The sequence below is a fragment of the Phytoactinopolyspora endophytica genome (assembly GCF_004138495.1).
GTDB classification, from domain to species: Bacteria; Actinomycetota; Actinomycetes; order Jiangellales; family Jiangellaceae; genus Phytoactinopolyspora; species Phytoactinopolyspora endophytica.
The window spans coordinates 166101-184690 of the sequence record NZ_ML142860.1; the positions used below are offsets into that span (position 1 = coordinate 166101).

The window sequence follows — 18590 nt, forward strand, 5'->3', positions numbered from 1 at the left end:
GTCGGCGATCCCCGGCCCTTCGTCGTCGACCTCGAGCGTACCGGCGCGGAGCGTGATCCTGACCGTGCCGTTCCGAGGGCTGTATTTGGCAGCGTTGTCCAGCAGATTGGTGATCGCGCGGCCCAGCATCTGCGGGTCGCCGTGCACCGTCCACGGTTTCAGGTCTGCGGAGAACGTCACGCCCAGGGCCCGCCGACGGACCCGGGTCAGGGCGTCCCTGACCACGTCGGCGAGGTCGAGATGCTCGCGGGACTCTCTCGGAGGGTCCTCCCGGGAGAGCTCCACCAGGTCGCCCATCAGCTGTGAGAGCTCCTCCGCCTGCGCCCGGACGTCGTCGATGATCTGGCTTCGATCTTCGGGAGGCAGCCCGCCACCCTCCCGGTCGCTCTGGGCGAGTAGATCGAGGTTGGTGCGCATGCTGGTGAGGGGCGTGCGCAGCTCGTGCCCGGCGTCGGCGACAAGCTGCGCCTGGCGGGCACGAGCCTCGTTGAGCGCCGACAACATCTCGTTGAACGAGTACGCCAACCGCGCGATCTCGTCGCTGCCTTCAACCTCGATCGGGTCTAGCCGCTGTGTGCGTGCGATGTGCTCGGCGGCCTCCGTGAGACGCCGGACGGGACGCAACCCGGCACGGGCGACGGACAGGCCGGCCCAGGTGGCGATGACGATGCCGAACCCGCCTACGAGGAGAGAGACCACCCGCACCCGGTCGAGGATCCACTCGGTCTGGGCCATCGACTGGCCTACCACCAACGCCAGGCCATCGCCCGCCGGAACCGCGACGACTCGATAGGTCTTGCCGTCGAGCTCGGCCGTTCGGACATTGGTCTCCGCCTCACCTCGCGCGACTGTGACCTCCGGATCGCCGAGCGGTGGGGCGCTCTCCTCGCCCCGGGCGCTCCATGCCTCTCGTCCGTTCTCGCTGAGGTAGGCGATCCGCATCTCGCTGGCGAGGAAGGCGTCGGACGGGATCTGCACCAGAGAAGAAGGGCCGAGGCTGGACTGCAGCGTATCGGCGGCGCGCCGATACAGGCTGTCGTCGACGCTGCGTACCAGCTGCGTGGAGACGGTCAAGTAGACAGCCAGCGCGGTCAGGGCGACTGCCAAGCCGACGCTGAGAGCGGCAAGTGCACCCACCCGGGTCCGTAGCGACAGGCGGCTGCGGACACGGCGCGCGAATCCGGATGTCTGTGGCGCAGCACTCTGTGTGCCGCCGACCCCATCCGTGTCCGGCTCGCCGCCGGTATCGGAGTCGCCGGTGTCGGAGTCGCTCGTTCCGGAATCGCTGGTACCGAACCGGTCGGTGCCAGGTGTGGGTGGCGGCGGTGGTCCATACCGCCCGGCGTCGGACCGAGGCGGCGGGGGCGGACTTCCCGCTTCGGGTCTCTCGCCGCCTCCACTGGTGGTTTCGCTTGTCACGGCGGATCCTCCCGGGCGACGTAGCCGACGCCGCGCACCGTGTGGATCAGCCGGGGTTCACCTGACGTCTCGGTCTTGCGCCGTAGGTACCCCACGTATACCTCGAGCGAGTTCGCGGTGGTGGGGAAGTCGTAGCCCCAGACGTCCTCGAGAATCCGTTCCCGGGTGAGTACCTGCCGCGGGTGGCGCAGGAGCAGCTCGAGCAAGGCGAACTCGGTTCGGGTGAGCCTGAGCGGCCGGTCGCCCCGGGTGACATCGCGGGTCACTGGATCCAGCCTCAGGTCGCCGAGTTGAAGGGCGGCGGATTCTGGTGCGCCCGCGGGTGTCGAGCGGCGCAACAGCGCACGGACCCGAGCCAGCAACTCCTCCAGAGCGAACGGCTTGGGAAGGTAGTCATCGGCGCCCGCGTCCAGCCCGGACACCCGGTCGGAGATGTCGTCGCGCGCGGTGAGCATGAGGATCGGCACGTCGTTGCCGGCCGCCCGGAGGGCGCGGCAGGTGGCGAGGCCATCCAGGCCCGGCATCATGACGTCGAGGATGACCGCGTCCGGCTGCTGGTTGCTGACATAGCGCAATGCGGACTCGCCGTCCTCGGCGAGCTGGACCTGATAGCCGTTGAACGCCAGCGACCTCCGCAGCGACTCGCGGACTGCGCGGTCGTCGTCGACGACAAGTACATTCATAGTGTTCAGTGTGCCTCGCCGACGTGAGAAACACCTGAGAGTTCGGGGTCATCGGCGGCGAAGGTACGGACCGGACCAGGCGGGGTGTCGGCGGTCTCGAAGCGCACCGTGACCCGGCCGAGCCCGCTGCCCCAAACCCAGCCTGGACCGTACCGGGTATGAACGACATCCAGCCCTGGCACCCAGCGCACGCCGGAGTGGACGGCCAGGTCGAGTTCGGTGTTGTGGTCGGCGGGCGGCTGTTCCGGTTGCTCATCGGCGGCGAAGAGATCGTCTTGGACCCAGTCGGAGAGTCCGGACACACCCACTCCGAGCAACCTGATGCCGCCCGCCGTCTCGATCTCATCGAGGAGTTGCCCGGCGAGTCGTCTGATCGATCGCGCGTCGTCGGTGGGCCCGGGGAGAGTGGCCGAGCGGGACAGGGTGGTGAAGTCGTGCAGCCGGACCTTGAGGGTGATGGTGCGAGCGGAATGGCCGGAACGGACGAGCCGTTCGGTGACCTGGTCCGCCAGGCGATGAACGAGTGCGGCGAGCAGTGCCGGATCGGTGACGTCGCGGTCGAAGGTGTCTTCCACGCTGATCGACTTCGACGCTCTCTCGGAGCTGACCTTGCGATCGTCGTACCCGTGCGCGAGCCGGAACAGGGATCTTCCGTGTGCCTCTCCGAGGAGGTCGACGAGCTCGGTCTCGGAGATCCGGGCAAGGTCGCCGATGACCTTCACGCCCAGTCTCGCCACCCGGGCCGCCGTCGCGGGACCGACACCCGGCAACGCCCGGACCGGCAGTGGATGCAGCACGTCGAGTTCTGTACCTGGATCCACCACGACGAGACCGTCCGGCTTCGCCTGCTCCGACGCCACCTTCGCCAGCGTCTTCGACGTCGCCGCCCCTACACTGCCGGTGATGCCGGTCTTGGCGCGGATGGTGGTTCTCAGCCGTTCTCCGATGGCCCGCACGCCCGCGGGGGAGAGATCTGAGTGCCGGCCGGCCGCCAGGTCGACGAACGCCTCTTCCAGGGACAGCGGCTCGACGAGGTCGGAGAGCGCCCGGAGCTGGTCCATGACGATCTTGCTGACCATACGATAGGCCGTGAAACGGCCCGTGAGAAAGGCCGCGTGGCGGCACCGCGCACGCGCCTCCGACATGGGCATCGCGGAACGGACGCCGAACGCCCGGGCTTCGTAGGAGGCGGTGGAGACGACCCCGCGCGGGCCGAGACCGCCCACGATGACCGGCCGGCCCCGCAACGACGGTTTGTCTCGCTGCTCGACGGCGGCGAAGAATGCGTCCAGGTCGAGGTGGAGCACGCTGGGTTCCGCCCGGACGGTCACCTGAGCGCACCAGCAGAGGCCACAGGCACGCTTTCAGGATGCCATGGAAGGCCCGTGCGTGTGCGCCTCCCTCCTCGGCCTTGCAGCTCGGGCGCGGATGCCTCGCTCGTTTCACCGGCGCCCCTATTCGCGCGGCCTCTAAGCCGCGCTAGGCTCGGTCGCACCTAGCGGGCCACGGTAGGTTCGCTGGAGTCCGTTCGAGGGGCCTCGAAGCCAGCGTCGACTCAGGGGAAGGCGAGACACGATGAGCGCCATCGTTGTGGGCTACGTTCCGAAGCCCGAGGGCCGGGCCGCATTGCGGCGTGCCGCGGAAGAGGCGAAACTGCGGGGCGTGCGACTCGTCGTGGTCCATTCCGAGCATACGGGTGCTGGCGCCGACGGACCTGAGCAGCCGAACGCCGAGCTTGACCTCGTGCGAAAGCAGCTCGGCGATGCCGGAATCGATGCCGAGGTCCGTCCATCGGCGCCTGATGTCGACGTCGCCGAGGACCTGATCGCGGCGGCGGAGAACTCGGGTGCGGACTTCATCGTGATCGGGCTCAGACGGCGCAGTCCGGTCGGCAAACTCATCCTCGGCAGCAACGCGCAGCGTATCCTGCTTGATGCGCCCTGTCCGGTCTTGGCCGTGAAAGCGGAGGACGCCGATGACAGGGTGGGCGAGGTGGCCAGAGAGAACAGAGGGGGCACCACCTGATGACCGACATCTATCTGTCCGGGGACCCGGCCGCTGACGAGCTGCTTGCCCGTGATCCCTTCGCACTGCTGGTGGGTATGCTGCTCGATCAGCAGGTTCCCATGGAATGGGCCTTCGCCGGCCCGGCGACGATCGCCGGCCGGCTGGGTGTCGACTCACTCGACCCGGCGGCGATCGCGGACCACGATGCTGAGAAGTTCGCGGAGCTCATGTCCCAGAAGCCTGCGGTGCACCGTTTCCCGGGATCGATGGCGGGCCGCGTCCAGGCGCTGGCGGCTCATGTCGCCACCAGCTGGGAGGGCGACGCGGGGACGATCTGGCGGGATGTGGACACCGGCGCGGAGCTGCTCGCCCGGCTGAAGGCCTTGCCAGGCTATGGTGACCAAAAGGCACGTATCCTCCTCGCCCTCCTCGGCAAGCAGTTCGGGGTGCGGCCGACGGGCTGGCGTGAGGCGGCGGGTCCGTACGGGGAGGATGGCTCTACTCGGTCCATCGCCGACGTCGTCGATGCAGACTCGCTGACCCAGGTACGTGCATTCAAACGAGAAGCCAAACGTAGAGCGAAGGGGTAGGCCGTGCGGCCAGCGGATGCCCAGCGGCTGCTGGGCGTACTGGCAGGTGCCGATGCACCCGTTGGTTTCGCCGTCTTCGACGAACAGAACCGCTACCTCGCCGTCAACGCGTTCCTCGCGGAACGGGCCGGTAAGGCGATCGCCGAGCACCTTGGCAGGCGCCCTTCCGAGGTGCTGCCGCCCGAGCTGGCTGCGCATACCGAGGCGATGATCGATCGGGTACTGCGTACCGGAGAGACTCTGAAGACCGACGAGCCGGCCACGCCGGTGGCCGGGAGCGTCACCTATCTGCGCTCAACCTGGTATCTGGTCGACGAGGGCGAGCGCCGCGAGGTGGCGATGTTCGTCGTCGACGACACCTCTCAGCGCAGTGCGCTGTCGGCGCTGCGTCATAGCAGGGCAAGGAACGCACGCCTGCTGGAGGTGGCCGAAGAGCTCGCCGAGGCGGTCACCGTGCAGGAGGTGGCGACTGCAGTGTCGGTGATCGGTCGTGCGACGATCGGCGCGTCCTGGACCGCCATCACGCTGATCGGGGAGCGCAACCGAGCGGTCGAGCTGGAAGGTCCGTACGCGTCCGACTGGCCGGAGGGCGCTGAGACACCGGTGATGGAAGTGGTGCGGACGGGGTGGCCGGTCTTTCTCGGGTCGATGGAGCAGGCTCGCCAGGAGTACCCCGATGAGAGGTTCCTGGACTTCCTCGACCACACCGAGGAGCGGTCGTGGGCGGTGTTGCCGCTGTCGACCGATACCGGTCGGCTCGGCGTGGTCCGATTCGCCTTCGACCACGAGCAGCCCTTCGAATCCGAAGTGTGCCGATTCCTGCGCGCGGTCGCTCAGCAGTGCTCGGTCGCCTTCGAACGCGCGAAGCTGTTCGAGCAGGAGCGGACCGCCACCGCATCGCTGACGGAGAGCCTTATGCCGCAGGTTCTTCCCGGCATCGAGGGCTTGGAGCTGGAAGCCCGCAGTGTTCCTGGTTCCGCCGACGCGGTCGGTGGCGACTGGTACGACGCGTTCGAGCTGCCGGACGGAACCGCCTCCGTGGTGGTCGGCGATGTGATGGGGCATGGGCTGACCGCCGCTTCAGGAATGGGGCAGGTCCGTGCCGCGCTGCGGGCTCTCGCGCTGGCCGACCCGGACCCCGCCGCGGTGCTGGCCGGTCTCGACCGCCTGGTCGAGGGGGGCGGCTCGGTCGAGATGGCGACCGTCGTGTATCTGGTGGTCGATCTCGCCGTCGGTGTGGTGCATCTCGGGGACGCCGGACACCTGCCGCTCGTCCGCATACCGCCGACGGGTGAGATCGAGCTGGTCGACAGCGGCGTGGACACCACGCCCATCGGTGTGCCGGAGCCCCGGCTCACCCGCAGCATCCAGCTTCAGCCCGGTGAGATATTGCTGGCGTTCACCGATGGACTGGTGGAGAGCCGGAACCGTGGTTTGGAGGAGGGCGTCGGTGAGCTGCTCGCTTGCCTGGAAGAGCAGCGGGCGGCCGCGTTGGATACGATGCTCGACAGCGTGGTGGAACGGTTACGTACGGCGGGTGCATCCGACGATCTCACGATTCTCGCGCTACGGTGGGAAGCATCTGTGAGCTACGCCACTGGCCGCCCCAGCCAACTTTAGGGAGAACGGGAAGTACGTTCGTCATGTCAGAATGATGTGTTGCCCTGCTCCACACCACATGCCAGCCGCCTGAACGAGAGGTTGTTCGTGTCGTCTAGCCCGTCCCGTTCCAAGCACGCCCGGATCCTCGAGCTGCCCCCTGTACAAGAGCTTGTGACACGAGGCCAGGAGTCTGGCTCGGTGAACGCGCAGGACGTGCGCGAGGCGTGCGAGGCTGCCGAGCTGGCGATGAAGGAAAGCCGCATCGTTGTCGAGCATTTGAAGTCGACAGGTATTACTGTCGAGGTTGCGGCCGCGGACTCGCGGAGGAGTTCTGGCAAGCGTGTCGTGGCCGCGACGTCGCGTCGTACCTCGGCGACGGCGACCGCACCAGCGGACAAAGGCGGGACGCCGGTGAAGGCCACGACATCCAAGAAAAAGGGTAAGCAGGCAGCGGAGAAGAGCGAGGGATCTGTGAAGACTGCGGTGAAGAAAACTCCAGCGGCAGCAGTTCGAGACGAGCCCTCCGACGCGGCGGCTGTGACGGCGCCTACGCCGGCCGACGCCGGAGCGACAACGGCGCGTCAAGGGGCCGGGCAAGCGGATACCGCTGTCGCCGAGCCCGACGACGCCGTGACCGAGATCGACGTGCCCGAGGCTGACGTGGCCGAGGTTGACGTGGCCGTGACCGAGGCTGATGTGGCTGTCACGGAGGCTGACGTGGCCGAGCCTGCCGCAGGGGACCTGCCCGTGGCCGTGGCCGGTGACGAGCCGGAGCTGAGCGAGCTGACGGAAGAGGGCTTCGTTCTCTCCGAGGACGACGACACCGATGAGCCCGAGCAGCAGGTCGTCGTCGCGGGAGCCACCGCGGACCCGGTCAAGGACTACCTCAAGCAGATCGGCAAGGTCCCGCTCCTCAACGCCGAGCAGGAGGTCGAGCTCGCGAAGCGGATCGAGGCGGGGCTCTTCGCTGAGGAGAAGCTGGCCACCGAGTCCGAGGACATGGACCCGAAGCTCGTGAACGAGCTGAGCTGGATCGCCGAGGACGGCCGCCGGGCGAAGAACCACCTGCTCGAAGCCAACCTGCGTCTCGTCGTGTCGCTCGCGAAGCGCTATACCGGCCGCGGCATGCTGTTCCTGGATCTCATCCAGGAGGGCAACCTCGGTCTCATCCGCGCCGTTGAGAAGTTCGACTACACCAAGGGCTACAAGTTCTCCACCTACGCCACCTGGTGGATCCGGCAGGCCATCACCCGCGCTATGGCGGACCAGGCACGCACCATCCGGATTCCCGTGCACATGGTGGAAGTCATCAACAAGCTCGCACGGGTCCAGCGGCAGATGCTGCAGGATCTCGGCCGGGAACCGACGCCGGAAGAGCTCGCCAAGGAACTGGACATGACGCCGGAGAAGGTCGTCGAGGTCCAGAAGTACGGCCGTGAGCCGATTTCGCTGCACACACCGCTCGGTGAAGACGGCGACAGCGAGTTCGGTGACCTCATCGAGGACTCGGAGGCCATCGTCCCGGCTGAGGCCGTGTCGTTCACGCTGCTCCAGGAGCAGCTGCATGCGGTGCTGGATACGCTGTCGGAGCGTGAAGCCGGCGTCGTCTCGATGCGTTTCGGCCTGACCGACGGGCAGCCGAAGACGTTGGACGAGATCGGCAAGGTCTACGGTGTCACGCGTGAGCGGATCCGGCAGATCGAGAGCAAGACGATGAGCAAGCTCCGGCACCCGTCGCGTTCTCAGGTCCTGCGGGACTACCTGGACTGACCCTGAGCGGGCGGCCACTCGGACGTCTCCCGCGGCGGCGCGGGTCGCGTGGGGTGTCGGTCTCGGTCGGCCTGGGCCCGGTTGGGCTAGAGCCGGGGAGACCCTTATCCCACCTCCCGAAGACCGTCGGCGGGTCCGATGGACGACGGGTTGGGCGTGGCGTGTACATCAGCGTTGAGCGCACATAAGGTGGTAGATGTGAGTTCGCCTGGCCAGATCGAAAGACGGGGCACGCCGTCCCCGCTGGTGGCCTTGATCCCCGTGGTAGGGATACTGGCCTTGATGTGGGCGCAGGAGATCGTCGATCTACTGCCCGGCGTGGATCTCGACCAGTACGGCATCAGACCACGCAGCGCCGAAGGGCTGGTCGGTGTCGTGACGGCGCCGTTCCTGCATGGTGGCTTCGACCACTTGATCGCCAACAGCGGCGCGTTCTTGATACTGGGCAGCCTGGTCGCGCTGACGACCAAGAAATTCTGGCCGGTGACCGTCGGTGTGGCACTGCTCGGCGGGTTGGGAACGTGGCTCGTAGCGGGTGCCAACACCAACCACATCGGCGCCAGTGGCCTCGTCTACGGTTTCGCGGCCTTCCTCGTCGCGTGGGGTGTACTCACGCGCAAGGTGCTGAGCATTCTGGTCTCAGTTGTCGTGGTGCTGATGTACGGAGGATTCGTCGTCGGCGTCTTGCCGGGCCAGACAGGCATCTCATGGCAAGGGCATCTCTTCGGCGCGCTCGCCGGACTGCTGATGGCATTCGTGCTACGACGAGACCGGGCCCCGGCGCGCGGGTAGCGCGAACGGCGAAGCCGCCGGGCTGGCGTGCCCGGGCAACCTGGCTGGCGGCGTTGTCGTGTTCTCGACGCACCGACCTCGGTGCGCTTGACTCCTCTGCCTTGCCCTCCAGGCGCCCGGACCCGCTCATTCCTCCGACGGCCCCAGTTCTGTGCGACCTGCTCTGTGCCGGGCTCCCATGAATCGGAGTCGGTACGTCTGAGACAGGTCGCCTTCGGTTGAGTCTCGCTCAGCTCTCCGAGGGCTGCTCGGTGAGTCGAGAGGTCTCGTCGTGCCACTCCAGCGCCTTGGGGCGGAGCTTAGCCTCGAACTTGCGGCCGTGGTGGCCACAGAAGAGGAGTTCTCCCTGATCGAGCACTGCGCGGATATAAGCCTGTGCACTGCAACTGTCGCAGCGGTCGGCAGCGTTCAACGGCTTGGTCGCGAGAGTAGCTGTCACGGTCGCGCACCTTCCTAATCGGCGGGCCACTCCGGGGTACGGGTGGTCATGTCATGCATCCGTACCAACATGAAATCACCTAAAGAAGTTCCCTGTACCGCGCCACGGGATGGTTCGCTCTACGCGTACAGATCTGTGCGTGATACTCACCACACGTGATGGGTGGCGAACTTCCACGGCCCCGTTGCCGTGTCCATATAATGACATGATTTGTCTCAAAATGCATCCATCGGCCGTTCCCGCTGTGTGGTGACGGTCCCGGTCGGCCGTCTGGGGCGATGTCCGTCTCCGACGCCAGGACCTTCGGCAGCGTGGCAGTCAGGAGTTGACTGGGTCCGGGACTATGCTGGCAACGGCCGGCGTTGATCGTGCGCCGGACGAGCGACGTAAGGAGGATCGCGCCGTGACCGGGCAGACCGCAGCGACCGGCCGAGGCAGTGACTACACCGCGCGCCATCTCTCGGTGCTCGAAGGACTTGAAGCGGTCCGCAAACGGCCTGGCATGTACATCGGCTCCACTGACGCTCGTGGGTTGATGCACTGCCTGTGGGAGATCATCGACAACGCGGTCGACGAGGCACTCGGCGGTTACTGTGACCGCGTCGACGTGGTGCTTCGTGCCGATGGTTCGGCTGAGATACGCGACAACGGCCGTGGCATTCCGGTCGACATGCACAGCAAGTCCGGTCTATCGGGTGTCGAGGTCGTCTTCACCAAGCTGCACGCGGGCGGGAAGTTCGGCGGTGGCTCCTACGCGGCGACGGGTGGCTTGCACGGCGTCGGCGCCAGCGTCGTGAATGCGCTGTCGCAACGCATCGATGTCGAGGTCGACCGAGATGGTCGTACGCATGCGATGTCGTTCCGCCGGGGCGAGCCGGGGGAGTACTCGGGTGAGGGACCCGACGCACCGTTCCGGCCGTTCACCGACCACTCGGAGCTGCGCATCGCCGGGAAGGTGGCCAAGCGCATCACCGGCACGCGCGTGCGGTTCTGGGCGGACAAGCAGATCTTCCTCCGGGACGCTGACTACGAATGGGACGACATCGTCTCGCGTGCGCGGCAGACGTCGTATCTGATCCCGGGTCTCGAGCTGGTGGTGCGCGACGAGCGCGGAGACACGCCGGTAGAGGAGAAGTTCCGCCACGACGGAGGGATCAGCGAGTTCGTCGAGTACCTGAGCCCGGGCGCCTCGGTCACCGACGTGCTCCGGCTGACCGGTCGCGACGTGTTCCGCGAGACGGTACCGGTTCTCGACGACGATGGTCAGCTGGTCTCCAAGGACACGGAGCGCACCTGCGAGGTGGATGTCGCATTGCGCTGGGACACCGGCTACGACACCGTCTCTCGCTCGTTCGTGAACGTCATCGCCACACCCAAGGGCGGCACGCACGTCGCGGGCTTCGAGCAGGGCCTGATCAAGGTGCTGCGGGACCAGGTCAAGGCGAATGCGCGACGTCTGAAGGCCGGGAACGACAAGATCGAGAAGGACGACGTCCTCGAAGGTCTGACCTCGGTGGTCACGGTTCGGCTGGATGAGCCGCAGTTCGAAGGGCAGACCAAAGAGGTCCTAGGAACGTCCGCGGTGCGTTCGATCGTCGCGGGTGTGGTGGAGCGCGAGATGAAGGCGTTCCTGACCTCGACCAAGCGGAACGAGAAGCCGCAGGCCGCGGCGGTGCTGGAGAAAGTGGTCTCCGCGGCTAAGGCCCGGGTGGCCGCGCGGCTGCACAAGGAGACCGTCCGGCGCAAGAACGCGCTGGAGACCAGCACGCTGCCGACCAAGCTGGTGGACTGTCGTTCGACCAGCCTTGACCGTTCCGAGTTGTTCATCGTCGAGGGAGATTCGGCGCTGGGCACCGGTCGTTCCGCTCGTGACGCCGAGTTCCAGGCACTCTTGCCGATCCGCGGCAAAATCCTGAACGTGCAGAAGGCGTCCGTCGGCGACATGCTGAAGAACGCCGAGTGCGCGGCGATCATCCAGGTGCTGGGCGCGGGCAGCGGCCGTACATTCGCCTTGGAGCAAGCGCGCTACGGCAAGGTGATCATCCTGGCCGACGCCGACGTGGACGGCGCGCACATCCGGACTCTGCTCATCACGCTGTTCTTCCGCTATATGCGTCCGTACGTGGAGGCCGGGCGGCTGTTCGCCGCGGTGCCACCGTTGCACCGGTTCGAGCTGATCAACCCCAAGAAGGGGCAGGACAAGTACATCTACACCTATACCGACGCCGAGATGCAGCGGGTGACTCTCGACCTGCAGCGCAAGGGTGTCCGGTTCAAGGAGCCGCCACAGCGTTACAAGGGCCTGGGTGAGATGGACGCCGATCAGCTCGCCGAGACCACGATGGATCCGCGCCAGCGTCGGCTGCGGCGGATCACCGCGGCCGACGCTGAAGCCGCGGAGCGTGTCTTCGAACTGCTCATGGGCAACGAGGTCGCGCCCCGCAAGGAGTTCATCGTCGCGGGTGCGGCGGAGCTGGACCGCGAGCGCATCGACACCTGAGCGATCTGCTTCGTCTGGCACACTGAGAGCCGATGTCACAACAGATCAGTCTGTGGTCCATAGGACCGTCGGTGTACCTGCCGTCGCTGTTGTTCGGCATCGGTCAAGGCGCCATCGCCCCCGTCATCGCGCTCTCAGCCCGCGATCTCGGCGCCTCGGTGCCCACCGCCAGCCTGGTCGTCGCGATGCTGGGGATCGGCCAGATCGCCGGCGACCTGCCGGCCGGCATGCTGGCGGTACGGGTGGGCGAGCGCCGGGCGATGCTCCTGGCGACCGCTGTGTCCGCGGGCGCACTGGTGATGTGCATCGTCGCGACGACGGTCTGGGTGCTGGCCCTGGCGATCGCCATCCTCGGCATGGCAGCGTCGGTCTGGGGCTTGGCACGGCACGCGTACCTGACCGAGGTCGTGCCGTTCCCGTTGCGTGCCCGGGCGTTGTCCACCCTAGGCGGTACGCAACGGATCGGGATGTTCATCGGGCCGTTCGCCGGCGCAGGGGTCATGAGCTGGACAGGCACCGACGGCGCCTATTGGGTGCACCTGGTCGCCGCCGCCTTGGCCGCCGGTCTGCTGCTGGCACTGCCCGCACCGCCGGCTCCGGCGTCGACGACGCCGGTCGGCCTCGACAGCACCGCTGAGATCATCCGGCGGCACCTCCCGGTGCTGCGGACGCTCGGAGTGGGAGCGCTGATGGTGGGAGCCGTCCGGGCGTCGCGACAGGTCGTCGTGCCGCTGTGGGCTGATCACATCGGTCTGGATCCCGCGACCACCAGCGTGATCTTCGGCCTGTCCGGCGCAGTGGACATGCTGCTGTTCTATCCGGCCGGGATGGCCATGGACCGGCTCGGCCGCCGCTGGGTCGTGGTGCCGTCGATGCTGGTACTGGGGCTGGCGCACCTGGTCCTACCGCTAGCCCACAGCACGGCCGCCCTGACTGCGGTCGCGCTGGGGATGGGGTTGGGCAACGGCATGGGCAGCGGCATCATCATGACCATCGGTTCCGACGTCTCGCCGACGGCGAGCCGTGCCACGTTCCTGGGGGCCTGGCGCCTCTGCGCCGACATGGGCAACGGAGCAGGACCGTTGGTGATCAGCGCGATCACGGCGGCTGCGGCGTTGGCTCCGGCAGTGCTGGCGATGGGCGGCGTCGCCGGTCTGGCAGCGCTGGCCATGGGCTACTGGATCCCCCGCTACGGGAACCGGGCGTGAGCCGGTGAGGTCACGCTCGGGGGCGACATCAGATATGACTCCGAGCATGAGTGCCGGCGGCGAGACGCACTAGCCGGCCGGGCGGACTACAGTAGCGTGCCGACGGCGAGCGGATCCGCGGCCCTTCCCACGCTGTCTTTTCTGACGACATAATGACGCCCAACGAAGATCGACATGGCGGAGGCCGGCTATGGGGTTGCGGCGACGATGGTTAGCCCTCGGCATCGCCGTCGTGACCGTAGCGGTTGGGGCGTTCATAATCGTCGCGGTGGGGCAGAGGTCAGATGACGAGACTCCGTCGGACGCTCGTCAGCCAAGCCCTCATGAGGCGGTGACACCAGAGTCGACCCCTCATGAGGTGATGACGCCAGGACCGACGGCCACCGGCTCGGCGTGGCCCCAGCGGACGGTATCCGACGAGCCGACGGCGTGGGACGCGTTGCACGAGCGACGGCTGGACGAGGGCGTGACCACGCAGCTGGCGCTGGATGCCTTCGCCACGTTGATCGCACCGATTCCGGGCGGGACCGCCGCCGAAACGGGTGACATCGGCACGGTGTCGGGTACACCCGCTGTGGTCTGGATGCTAGGCCAGTGGGACGAGCTGACCGAGGCGCAGCAGGACGCTTTCCATCTCGAGGTGTACGGACAAGAGCGCGGGGCCGGTACTCGACGGCCGCTGGGAGGTGCGGCACCCGTGCGAGCCGCGCCTGTAGGCGACCTCGACGATACGGACCGCGACGTGGATCTTGAGGACGAGCTGCGGCCGATCGTCGAGGCCATTGAGAATGACTTTGCGGAACGGTCCGGCATCCTGATGCCGGACGAGCTGACGGTTCGGGTCAGCGCCGTTGCGAAATCTGAGAATCCTAGAGCGGCGGCAGCGGCAGCGGCAGCGCCTGGGGCTCCCGGTGACCCAGAACGGGCGTCGGCGTGTGTGGTCACCTTCTACCCGCTCGGCACTGACCTTCGCTTGTCAGGGGACGAACACGAGTTTCGCCAGTTCATCAGCATCGTCGCGCACGAGCTGTACCACTGCCACCAGTTCGGCGTCGCTGAACGGCGCGCTGGCGGGGATGTCATCGGTGCGCGGCATTTGAGGGCCGGTGTCCCGAGCTGGATCTCGGAAGGCACCGCCCAGTGGGCCGGGAACTGGTACGCGCAGCAGCGATTCGAAGACCTCCTCACCGAGGACACCTGGTGGGTGACCTACCTCGATTGGTCCGAGAAAGACAGCGCAGCGGCTCCCACCACGAGGTCGCTGTACGAGCTCAGCTACGACGCGGTCGGTTTCTACTCCCACATCGCGGAGCGCGCAGACGCAAGCAGGATCTGGGGCGTGCTCGACGATGCCTACCTCGCGAGCGCGATCGACGACGATGACGCCTTCACCATCCTGGTGGATCGTAGCGATCCGTCTTTGTTGAGCACGTGGGCGGCGAGTTTCTTCCACGACTCGTCGATGGGGGAGATCTGGCAGGTGAGGGGGCCTGGCCTGCCAGATCTCGACCCGCCGCCGGTGCCCCAGCTCGGAGACATATCGGCAGGTGGGGGCCCAGAGCTGACCCGCGACGGGGATCGGACGCCGGGAGTGGTCCGCGGGCGCCTGGTAGTCACGGACTCGTCAGCGGAAGTCTTCACGGTAACGGCCCGCGGACATGGCGCCGTTCAATGGAACGGAAGCGGTAAGAACCGCTCGCAGCAGTTCACCGCGCCCGGCGTCGACCCGGGCGACGCCCCTTTCGAACAGTGGTATTGCTCCGCGGAGGACTGTCAATGTGTCCGGGACGGAGCGGCCGACCGATCGACGCCGGTCAGCGTGGAAGAGCTTGAATCTGCGAAGTCGGTCGCCGTCGCATTGGCCAATGACGCAGGAGAAGACGTATGGATTCAGTTTTCGGGCGACACGATCGACGACTTCTGCAACCGGCTCGAAGATCCAGGCGGGAGACCACGGGACGATATCGACGATGACAGCGGGGAGGCCGTCTCGTTGGACTGTGACACGGTTCGCGACGTGGTCAGCGAGGTCGTCGAGCCGCGCAAGGGCAGACCGATCGTGCCTGGCACGCCAGAAGATGCTGACGCTGTCGGGAAATCGAGATCGGTCTTCAGCAGTTGCCAGGTCGCGAGCAACTTCCGCATCGAGGTATCGACCGGTGATCTGGTCGCAGCGAATTTCACTGCGCGGCCGGCGAAGGAGCGCGACTGTGACGTCGAGGACGACGCGACGAATACCACCGACGAGGGAGTGTGCTCCTGGGCCGCAGACGTCATGGGCGGCATGTATCGGAATGTCGGCGTGACCGGGCAAGGGCTGACGCTCACCATGGTCCGCGCCGGCACGAATGAGAGCTTGGACGATGACGCCATCGACCTGCTCGCAGAGGTGCACAGCGAGCTCTCATGAAGCTGCTCCGGCCGATCATCCGGGCAGGCGCCCGAGCCCATCAACAGCAGGGATGGCCGCCAGCAGGCGCTGGGTGTAGGCGGCTTCCGGGTGCTCCCAGACGCGTTGTACCCGGCCTTGCTCCACGATCTCGCCGGCGTTCATCACTGCCACCTCGTCGGCGATGACCCGTACCACCGAAAGGTCGTGGCTGATGAAGAGCAGGCCGGCACCGGTTGCGAGTGCGAGTTTGCGCATGAGCAGGGCCACCCTGGCCTGTAAAGAAGCGTCGAGAGAGGCGATCGGCTCATCGCCGATGAGCACGTCGGGGCCGGACGCGATGGCTCGCGCGATGGCGATGCGCTGGCGCTGACCGCCGGACAGTTGGTGCGGATAGCGCGAAGCCCAGGCCGGCTCGAGCTCGACCTCCTCCAGCAGGCTCGCAACGCTCCATGCGGCCTGGTCGGGGTTCACCCGGAGCCCGTCCTCGATCTGCCTGCCGACGGTGCGGCGCGGATTGAGCGAGGCGTACGGATTCTGGAAGACCATCTGGATGCGCATGGCGTGCGGATCTCGGCGGCGCAGCCCGAGGCGGCGCACCGGCTCCCCACGGAAGGTGATCGACCCGTCGTCGATGGGCACGAGGCCGCACACCGCTTTCGCGATCGTCGACTTGCCGCACCCGGACTCGCCGACGAGGCCGAGCACGGTCCCGGCACCGAGGCTCAGGCTCACACCCCGCACCGCCTGGATACGCCCGCGGCCGGGTTGCCGGTAAGACACACGGACGTCGTCGAGTTCGAGCAGGACGTTCACGGGGTCGCCTCCGGTCCTGTCGTCTGTGTTGCAGGGAGGGCATCGATAAGCGAGCGCGTGTAGGGGTCCGTAGGCGCTGTGATCACTTGGTACCGGTCGCCGGCCTCAACGATCTCGCCGTTCCTCATGACGGCGATGCGGTCGGCGAGCGATGACATGACGCCGAGGTCGTGTGTCACCAGCAGGATGGCGAGCCCGAGGTCGTCGCAGAGTCGCCGCAGCAGGCGCAGCAGCCCGGCCTGTACAGTGACGTCGAGCGCGGTGGTGGGTTCGTCGGCGATGAGCACCGATGGTGAACACATGAGCGCCGAGGCGATCGCGATGCGCTGTAGTTGCCCGCCGGAGAACTGGTGCGGGTACTTGCGCAACGCGATCTCGGGGTCGGGAACCTGAACCTTCTCGAGCACCTCGAGCGCATGCTTCCGGGCCGCCGCCTTCGAGACTTTGGTGTGGGACCGGTAATGGTCGGTGAGCTGTCCCTCGATGCTCAGCATGGGATGCAGGCTCGCCGTCGGGTCTTGGAAAACCATGGCGATACGGGAGCCCCGGTAGGCGTTCAGCCGTGCGGGACTCAACTCCAGCAGGTCGGTGCCCTCGAACAGGATCTGCCCGCTGACCCGCGCGGCGGCGGGTAACAAGCCCATGACGGACATGCCGGTCATGGTCTTGCCCGAGCCCGACTCACCGGCAAGGCCGGTGACCTGACCGGCGGGAACCTCGAGGTCGATACCGCGCAGGATGTCGTTCTCGGCATCGTCGCGGCCAATGGTCACGCGCAGCGAACGAATGCGGAGTCCACTGTCGTCCGCGGTCACAGGGCCCGTCCCTTCACTGTTTCGGCGGTGTGCGGGTCGAGCGAGTCACGCAGCACGTCTCCCAGGAGGTTGAAGGCCAGGACGATGCTCATGATGGCCAAGCCCGGAAAACCGGCGATCCACCACGACGAGAACTGCTGCACGCCGTCGGAGACCATGGCGCCCCACTCAGGCGTCGGCGGGACCGCGCCGAGTCCGAGGAAGGACAACCCGGAGAGCAACAGGATCGCCGTACCGACGTCCAGCGTTGCGAGCACCACGACCGGCGCGGCCACGTTGGGAAGCACGTCTTTGGAGAGCGAGGTGAACGGGCCGTTGCCCAGCAGGCGACCGGCGATCACGTATTCCGCCTGCCGTGCGCTCAGCACGAGGGACCTGGTGACACGGGCGTAAGGCGGCCACGAGACGACGAGAATCGCGATGACCGCGTTGGAGAGGCTCGGGCCGAGGACTGCCGCGACGACCATGGCCAGGATGATCGTGGGGAAGGCGAACACGAGATCCGCCACCCGCATGATCACCTCGTCGGCCACGCGGCCGAAGTAGCCGGCGATCGCTCCGAGTATCGAGCCGATTACCAGCGACGCCACGACCAGCATGGCCGCCACTGGGATGGACACGCGGGCGCCGTGCAGGACCCTGGAGAGCACATCACGCCCGACCTGGTCGGTGCCGAACCAGTGCTCGGCACTCGGAGCGGTGAGCCGGTCGAACGACTGCGCGTTGGGCCCGGCGGGGCTGAGCACCGGAGCCAGAACGATGACGGCGACCCAGGCGACGATGATCGCGAGCGAGACCACGGCCACCGGCGTGCGCAGAGCGGCGGGCACGCGCAGGCGGCGTCTGCGCACGGCGTCGAGCGCGGTCACGAGACTCTCACCCGCGGGTCGATGAGGCCGTAGAGCACGTCGACCAGGAAGTTGAGGGTGATGTAGACCACTCCGACGAGAAGGCCGACGCCCATGATGGCGGGCAGATCGAGGCGGGTGGCGGCGGCATAGGAATACTGCCCGATGCCGTTCCACGAGTAGATGATCTCGACGAGCACGGTGCCCGAAAGGAGGGAACCGAAGGCGATACCGAGCACGGTGATGATGGGCACGAGTGAGCCGCGCAGCACGTAGCGGGTTACGACTGTGCGGGCGGGCAAGCCCTTCGCCCGGGCGGCGCGGACATAGTCGTGGTCGAGCACTTCGAGTACGGCCGAACGGGCGAAACGGGTGAGGAGCCCGATCGTATACAGCCCGAGCACGGAAGCCGGGAGAACCAGATGGCTCAGCGCGTCTGAGAAGGCGTTGAGGTCGCCCGCGAGCAGGGAGTCGACCGTATAGAGGCCGGTGACGTCCGGCGGTGGAGTCAGGGTCGGTGAGAGCCGGCCAGAGCCTGGGAAGATGCCGAGCTGGAAGAAGAAGACGTAGTAGACCAGGAGTGCCATCCAGAACAAGGGCACCGAGATGCCGACGGTGCTGACCAGACGGATGATCTGGTCGACAACCGTGCGTCGTTTGAGTGCCGCCCAGAGGCCGAGTCCGACACCGAACAATGCCGAGACGACGATCG

At 67.0% G+C, this 18590-nt stretch carries 16 protein-coding genes; 8 read left to right on the forward strand and 8 right to left on the reverse strand.

Annotated features, from left to right (window positions below):
* The 3 genes from ELR45_RS21990 to ELR45_RS22000 form a co-directional block, all read right to left on the reverse strand.
* A partial coding sequence (locus ELR45_RS21990; RefSeq protein ID WP_205857028.1) for a sensor histidine kinase occupies positions 1-1419 on the reverse strand: 1419 nt, incomplete at its 3' end.
* The gene (locus ELR45_RS21995) at positions 1416-2102 is read right to left on the reverse strand and encodes a response regulator transcription factor (protein WP_129668247.1); all 687 of its coding nucleotides are present in this window, start codon (positions 2100-2102) and stop codon (positions 1416-1418) included. The genes ELR45_RS21990 and ELR45_RS21995, both read right to left, overlap by 4 nt.
* A 5-nt stretch (positions 2103-2107) precedes the next feature.
* Positions 2108-3433: a DNA polymerase IV gene (locus ELR45_RS22000; RefSeq protein WP_129668248.1), complete on the reverse strand. Its 1326-nt coding sequence runs from the start codon at positions 3431-3433 to the stop codon at positions 2108-2110.
* A gap of 244 nt (positions 3434-3677) precedes the next feature.
* Here ELR45_RS22000 and ELR45_RS22005 point away from each other — a divergent pair, with 244 nt between their 5' ends.
* The 5 genes from ELR45_RS22005 to ELR45_RS22025 all read left to right on the forward strand — a co-directional run bounded on the left by ELR45_RS22005 (position 3678) and on the right by ELR45_RS22025 (position 8863).
* Positions 3678-4127 carry a universal stress protein gene (locus tag ELR45_RS22005; protein WP_129668249.1) on the forward strand — a complete coding sequence of 150 codons (450 nt, stop codon included), beginning with the start codon at positions 3678-3680 and terminating at the stop codon, positions 4125-4127.
* Complete coding sequence (locus ELR45_RS22010) at positions 4127-4699, forward strand: HhH-GPD-type base excision DNA repair protein (protein ID WP_205857029.1); 573 nt, start codon at positions 4127-4129, stop codon at positions 4697-4699. The genes ELR45_RS22005 and ELR45_RS22010 overlap by 1 nt, the downstream gene beginning before the upstream one ends.
* Before the next feature lie 3 nt (positions 4700-4702).
* Entirely contained in the window at positions 4703-6319 is a 1617-nt protein-coding gene (locus ELR45_RS22015) for a SpoIIE family protein phosphatase (protein WP_129668251.1), read from the forward strand.
* 87 nt (positions 6320-6406) lie between these two features.
* On the forward strand, positions 6407-8071 hold the full coding sequence (locus tag ELR45_RS22020) for an RNA polymerase sigma factor (RefSeq protein WP_129668252.1): 1665 nt from the start codon (positions 6407-6409) through the stop codon (positions 8069-8071).
* Positions 8072-8269: 198 nt separating this feature from the next.
* Positions 8270-8863: a rhomboid family intramembrane serine protease gene (locus tag ELR45_RS22025; RefSeq protein WP_240760029.1), complete on the forward strand. Its 594-nt coding sequence runs from the start codon at positions 8270-8272 to the stop codon at positions 8861-8863.
* 229 nt (positions 8864-9092) lie between these two features.
* Here the strand turns inward: ELR45_RS22025 and ELR45_RS22030 are convergent, their stop codons facing one another.
* Positions 9093-9302, reverse strand: coding sequence for a DUF7455 domain-containing protein (locus tag ELR45_RS22030; protein WP_129668254.1), 210 nt, complete (start codon positions 9300-9302; stop codon positions 9093-9095).
* Positions 9303-9705: 403 nt separating this feature from the next.
* Between ELR45_RS22030 and ELR45_RS22035 the strand changes: the two genes are divergently transcribed.
* The 3 genes from ELR45_RS22035 (at position 9706) to ELR45_RS22045 (ending at position 15420) form a co-directional block, all read left to right on the forward strand.
* A complete protein-coding gene (locus ELR45_RS22035; RefSeq protein WP_240760030.1) occupies positions 9706-11802 on the forward strand; it encodes a DNA gyrase/topoisomerase IV subunit B in 2097 nt (698 codons plus the stop codon).
* A gap of 32 nt (positions 11803-11834) precedes the next feature.
* The gene (locus ELR45_RS22040; RefSeq protein ID WP_129668256.1) at positions 11835-13010 is read left to right on the forward strand and encodes an MFS transporter; all 1176 of its coding nucleotides are present in this window, start codon (positions 11835-11837) and stop codon (positions 13008-13010) included.
* Between the two features lie 361 nt (positions 13011-13371).
* Complete coding sequence (locus tag ELR45_RS22045; protein WP_129668257.1) at positions 13372-15420, forward strand: hypothetical protein; 2049 nt, start codon at positions 13372-13374, stop codon at positions 15418-15420.
* A gap of 15 nt (positions 15421-15435) precedes the next feature.
* Here the strand turns inward: ELR45_RS22045 and ELR45_RS22050 are convergent, their stop codons facing one another.
* From ELR45_RS22050 to ELR45_RS22065, 4 genes are all read right to left on the reverse strand, one after another.
* Positions 15436-16215 carry an ABC transporter ATP-binding protein gene (locus tag ELR45_RS22050; protein WP_205857030.1) on the reverse strand — a complete coding sequence of 260 codons (780 nt, stop codon included), beginning with the start codon at positions 16213-16215 and terminating at the stop codon, positions 15436-15438.
* Positions 16212-17030 carry an ABC transporter ATP-binding protein gene (locus tag ELR45_RS22055; RefSeq protein WP_165368004.1) on the reverse strand — a complete coding sequence of 273 codons (819 nt, stop codon included), beginning with the start codon at positions 17028-17030 and terminating at the stop codon, positions 16212-16214. The genes ELR45_RS22050 and ELR45_RS22055 overlap by 4 nt, the downstream gene beginning before the upstream one ends.
* Complete coding sequence (locus ELR45_RS22060) at positions 17027-17899, reverse strand: ABC transporter permease (protein WP_205857031.1); 873 nt, start codon at positions 17897-17899, stop codon at positions 17027-17029. The genes ELR45_RS22055 and ELR45_RS22060 overlap by 4 nt, the downstream gene beginning before the upstream one ends.
* The coding region (locus ELR45_RS22065; RefSeq protein ID WP_205857032.1) for an ABC transporter permease at positions 17896-18590 on the reverse strand (695 nt) is incomplete at its 5' end. The genes ELR45_RS22060 and ELR45_RS22065, both read right to left, overlap by 4 nt.

Excerpts from the sequence above, each read along its gene's own strand:
- ELR45_RS21995 (WP_129668247.1), bottom strand. The coding sequence starts at position 2,102 with ATGAATGTACTTGTCGTCGACGACGACCGCGCAGTCCGCGAGTCGCTG.
- ELR45_RS22005 (WP_129668249.1), top strand. The coding sequence starts at position 3,678 with ATGAGCGCCATCGTTGTGGGCTACGTTCCGAAGCCCGAGGGCCGGGCC.
- ELR45_RS22010 (WP_205857029.1), top strand. The coding sequence starts at position 4,127 with ATGACCGACATCTATCTGTCCGGGGACCCGGCCGCTGACGAGCTGCTT.
- ELR45_RS22040 (WP_129668256.1), top strand. The coding sequence starts at position 11,835 with ATGTCACAACAGATCAGTCTGTGGTCCATAGGACCGTCGGTGTACCTG.
- ELR45_RS22045 (WP_129668257.1), top strand. The coding sequence starts at position 13,372 with ATGACGCCAGGACCGACGGCCACCGGCTCGGCGTGGCCCCAGCGGACG.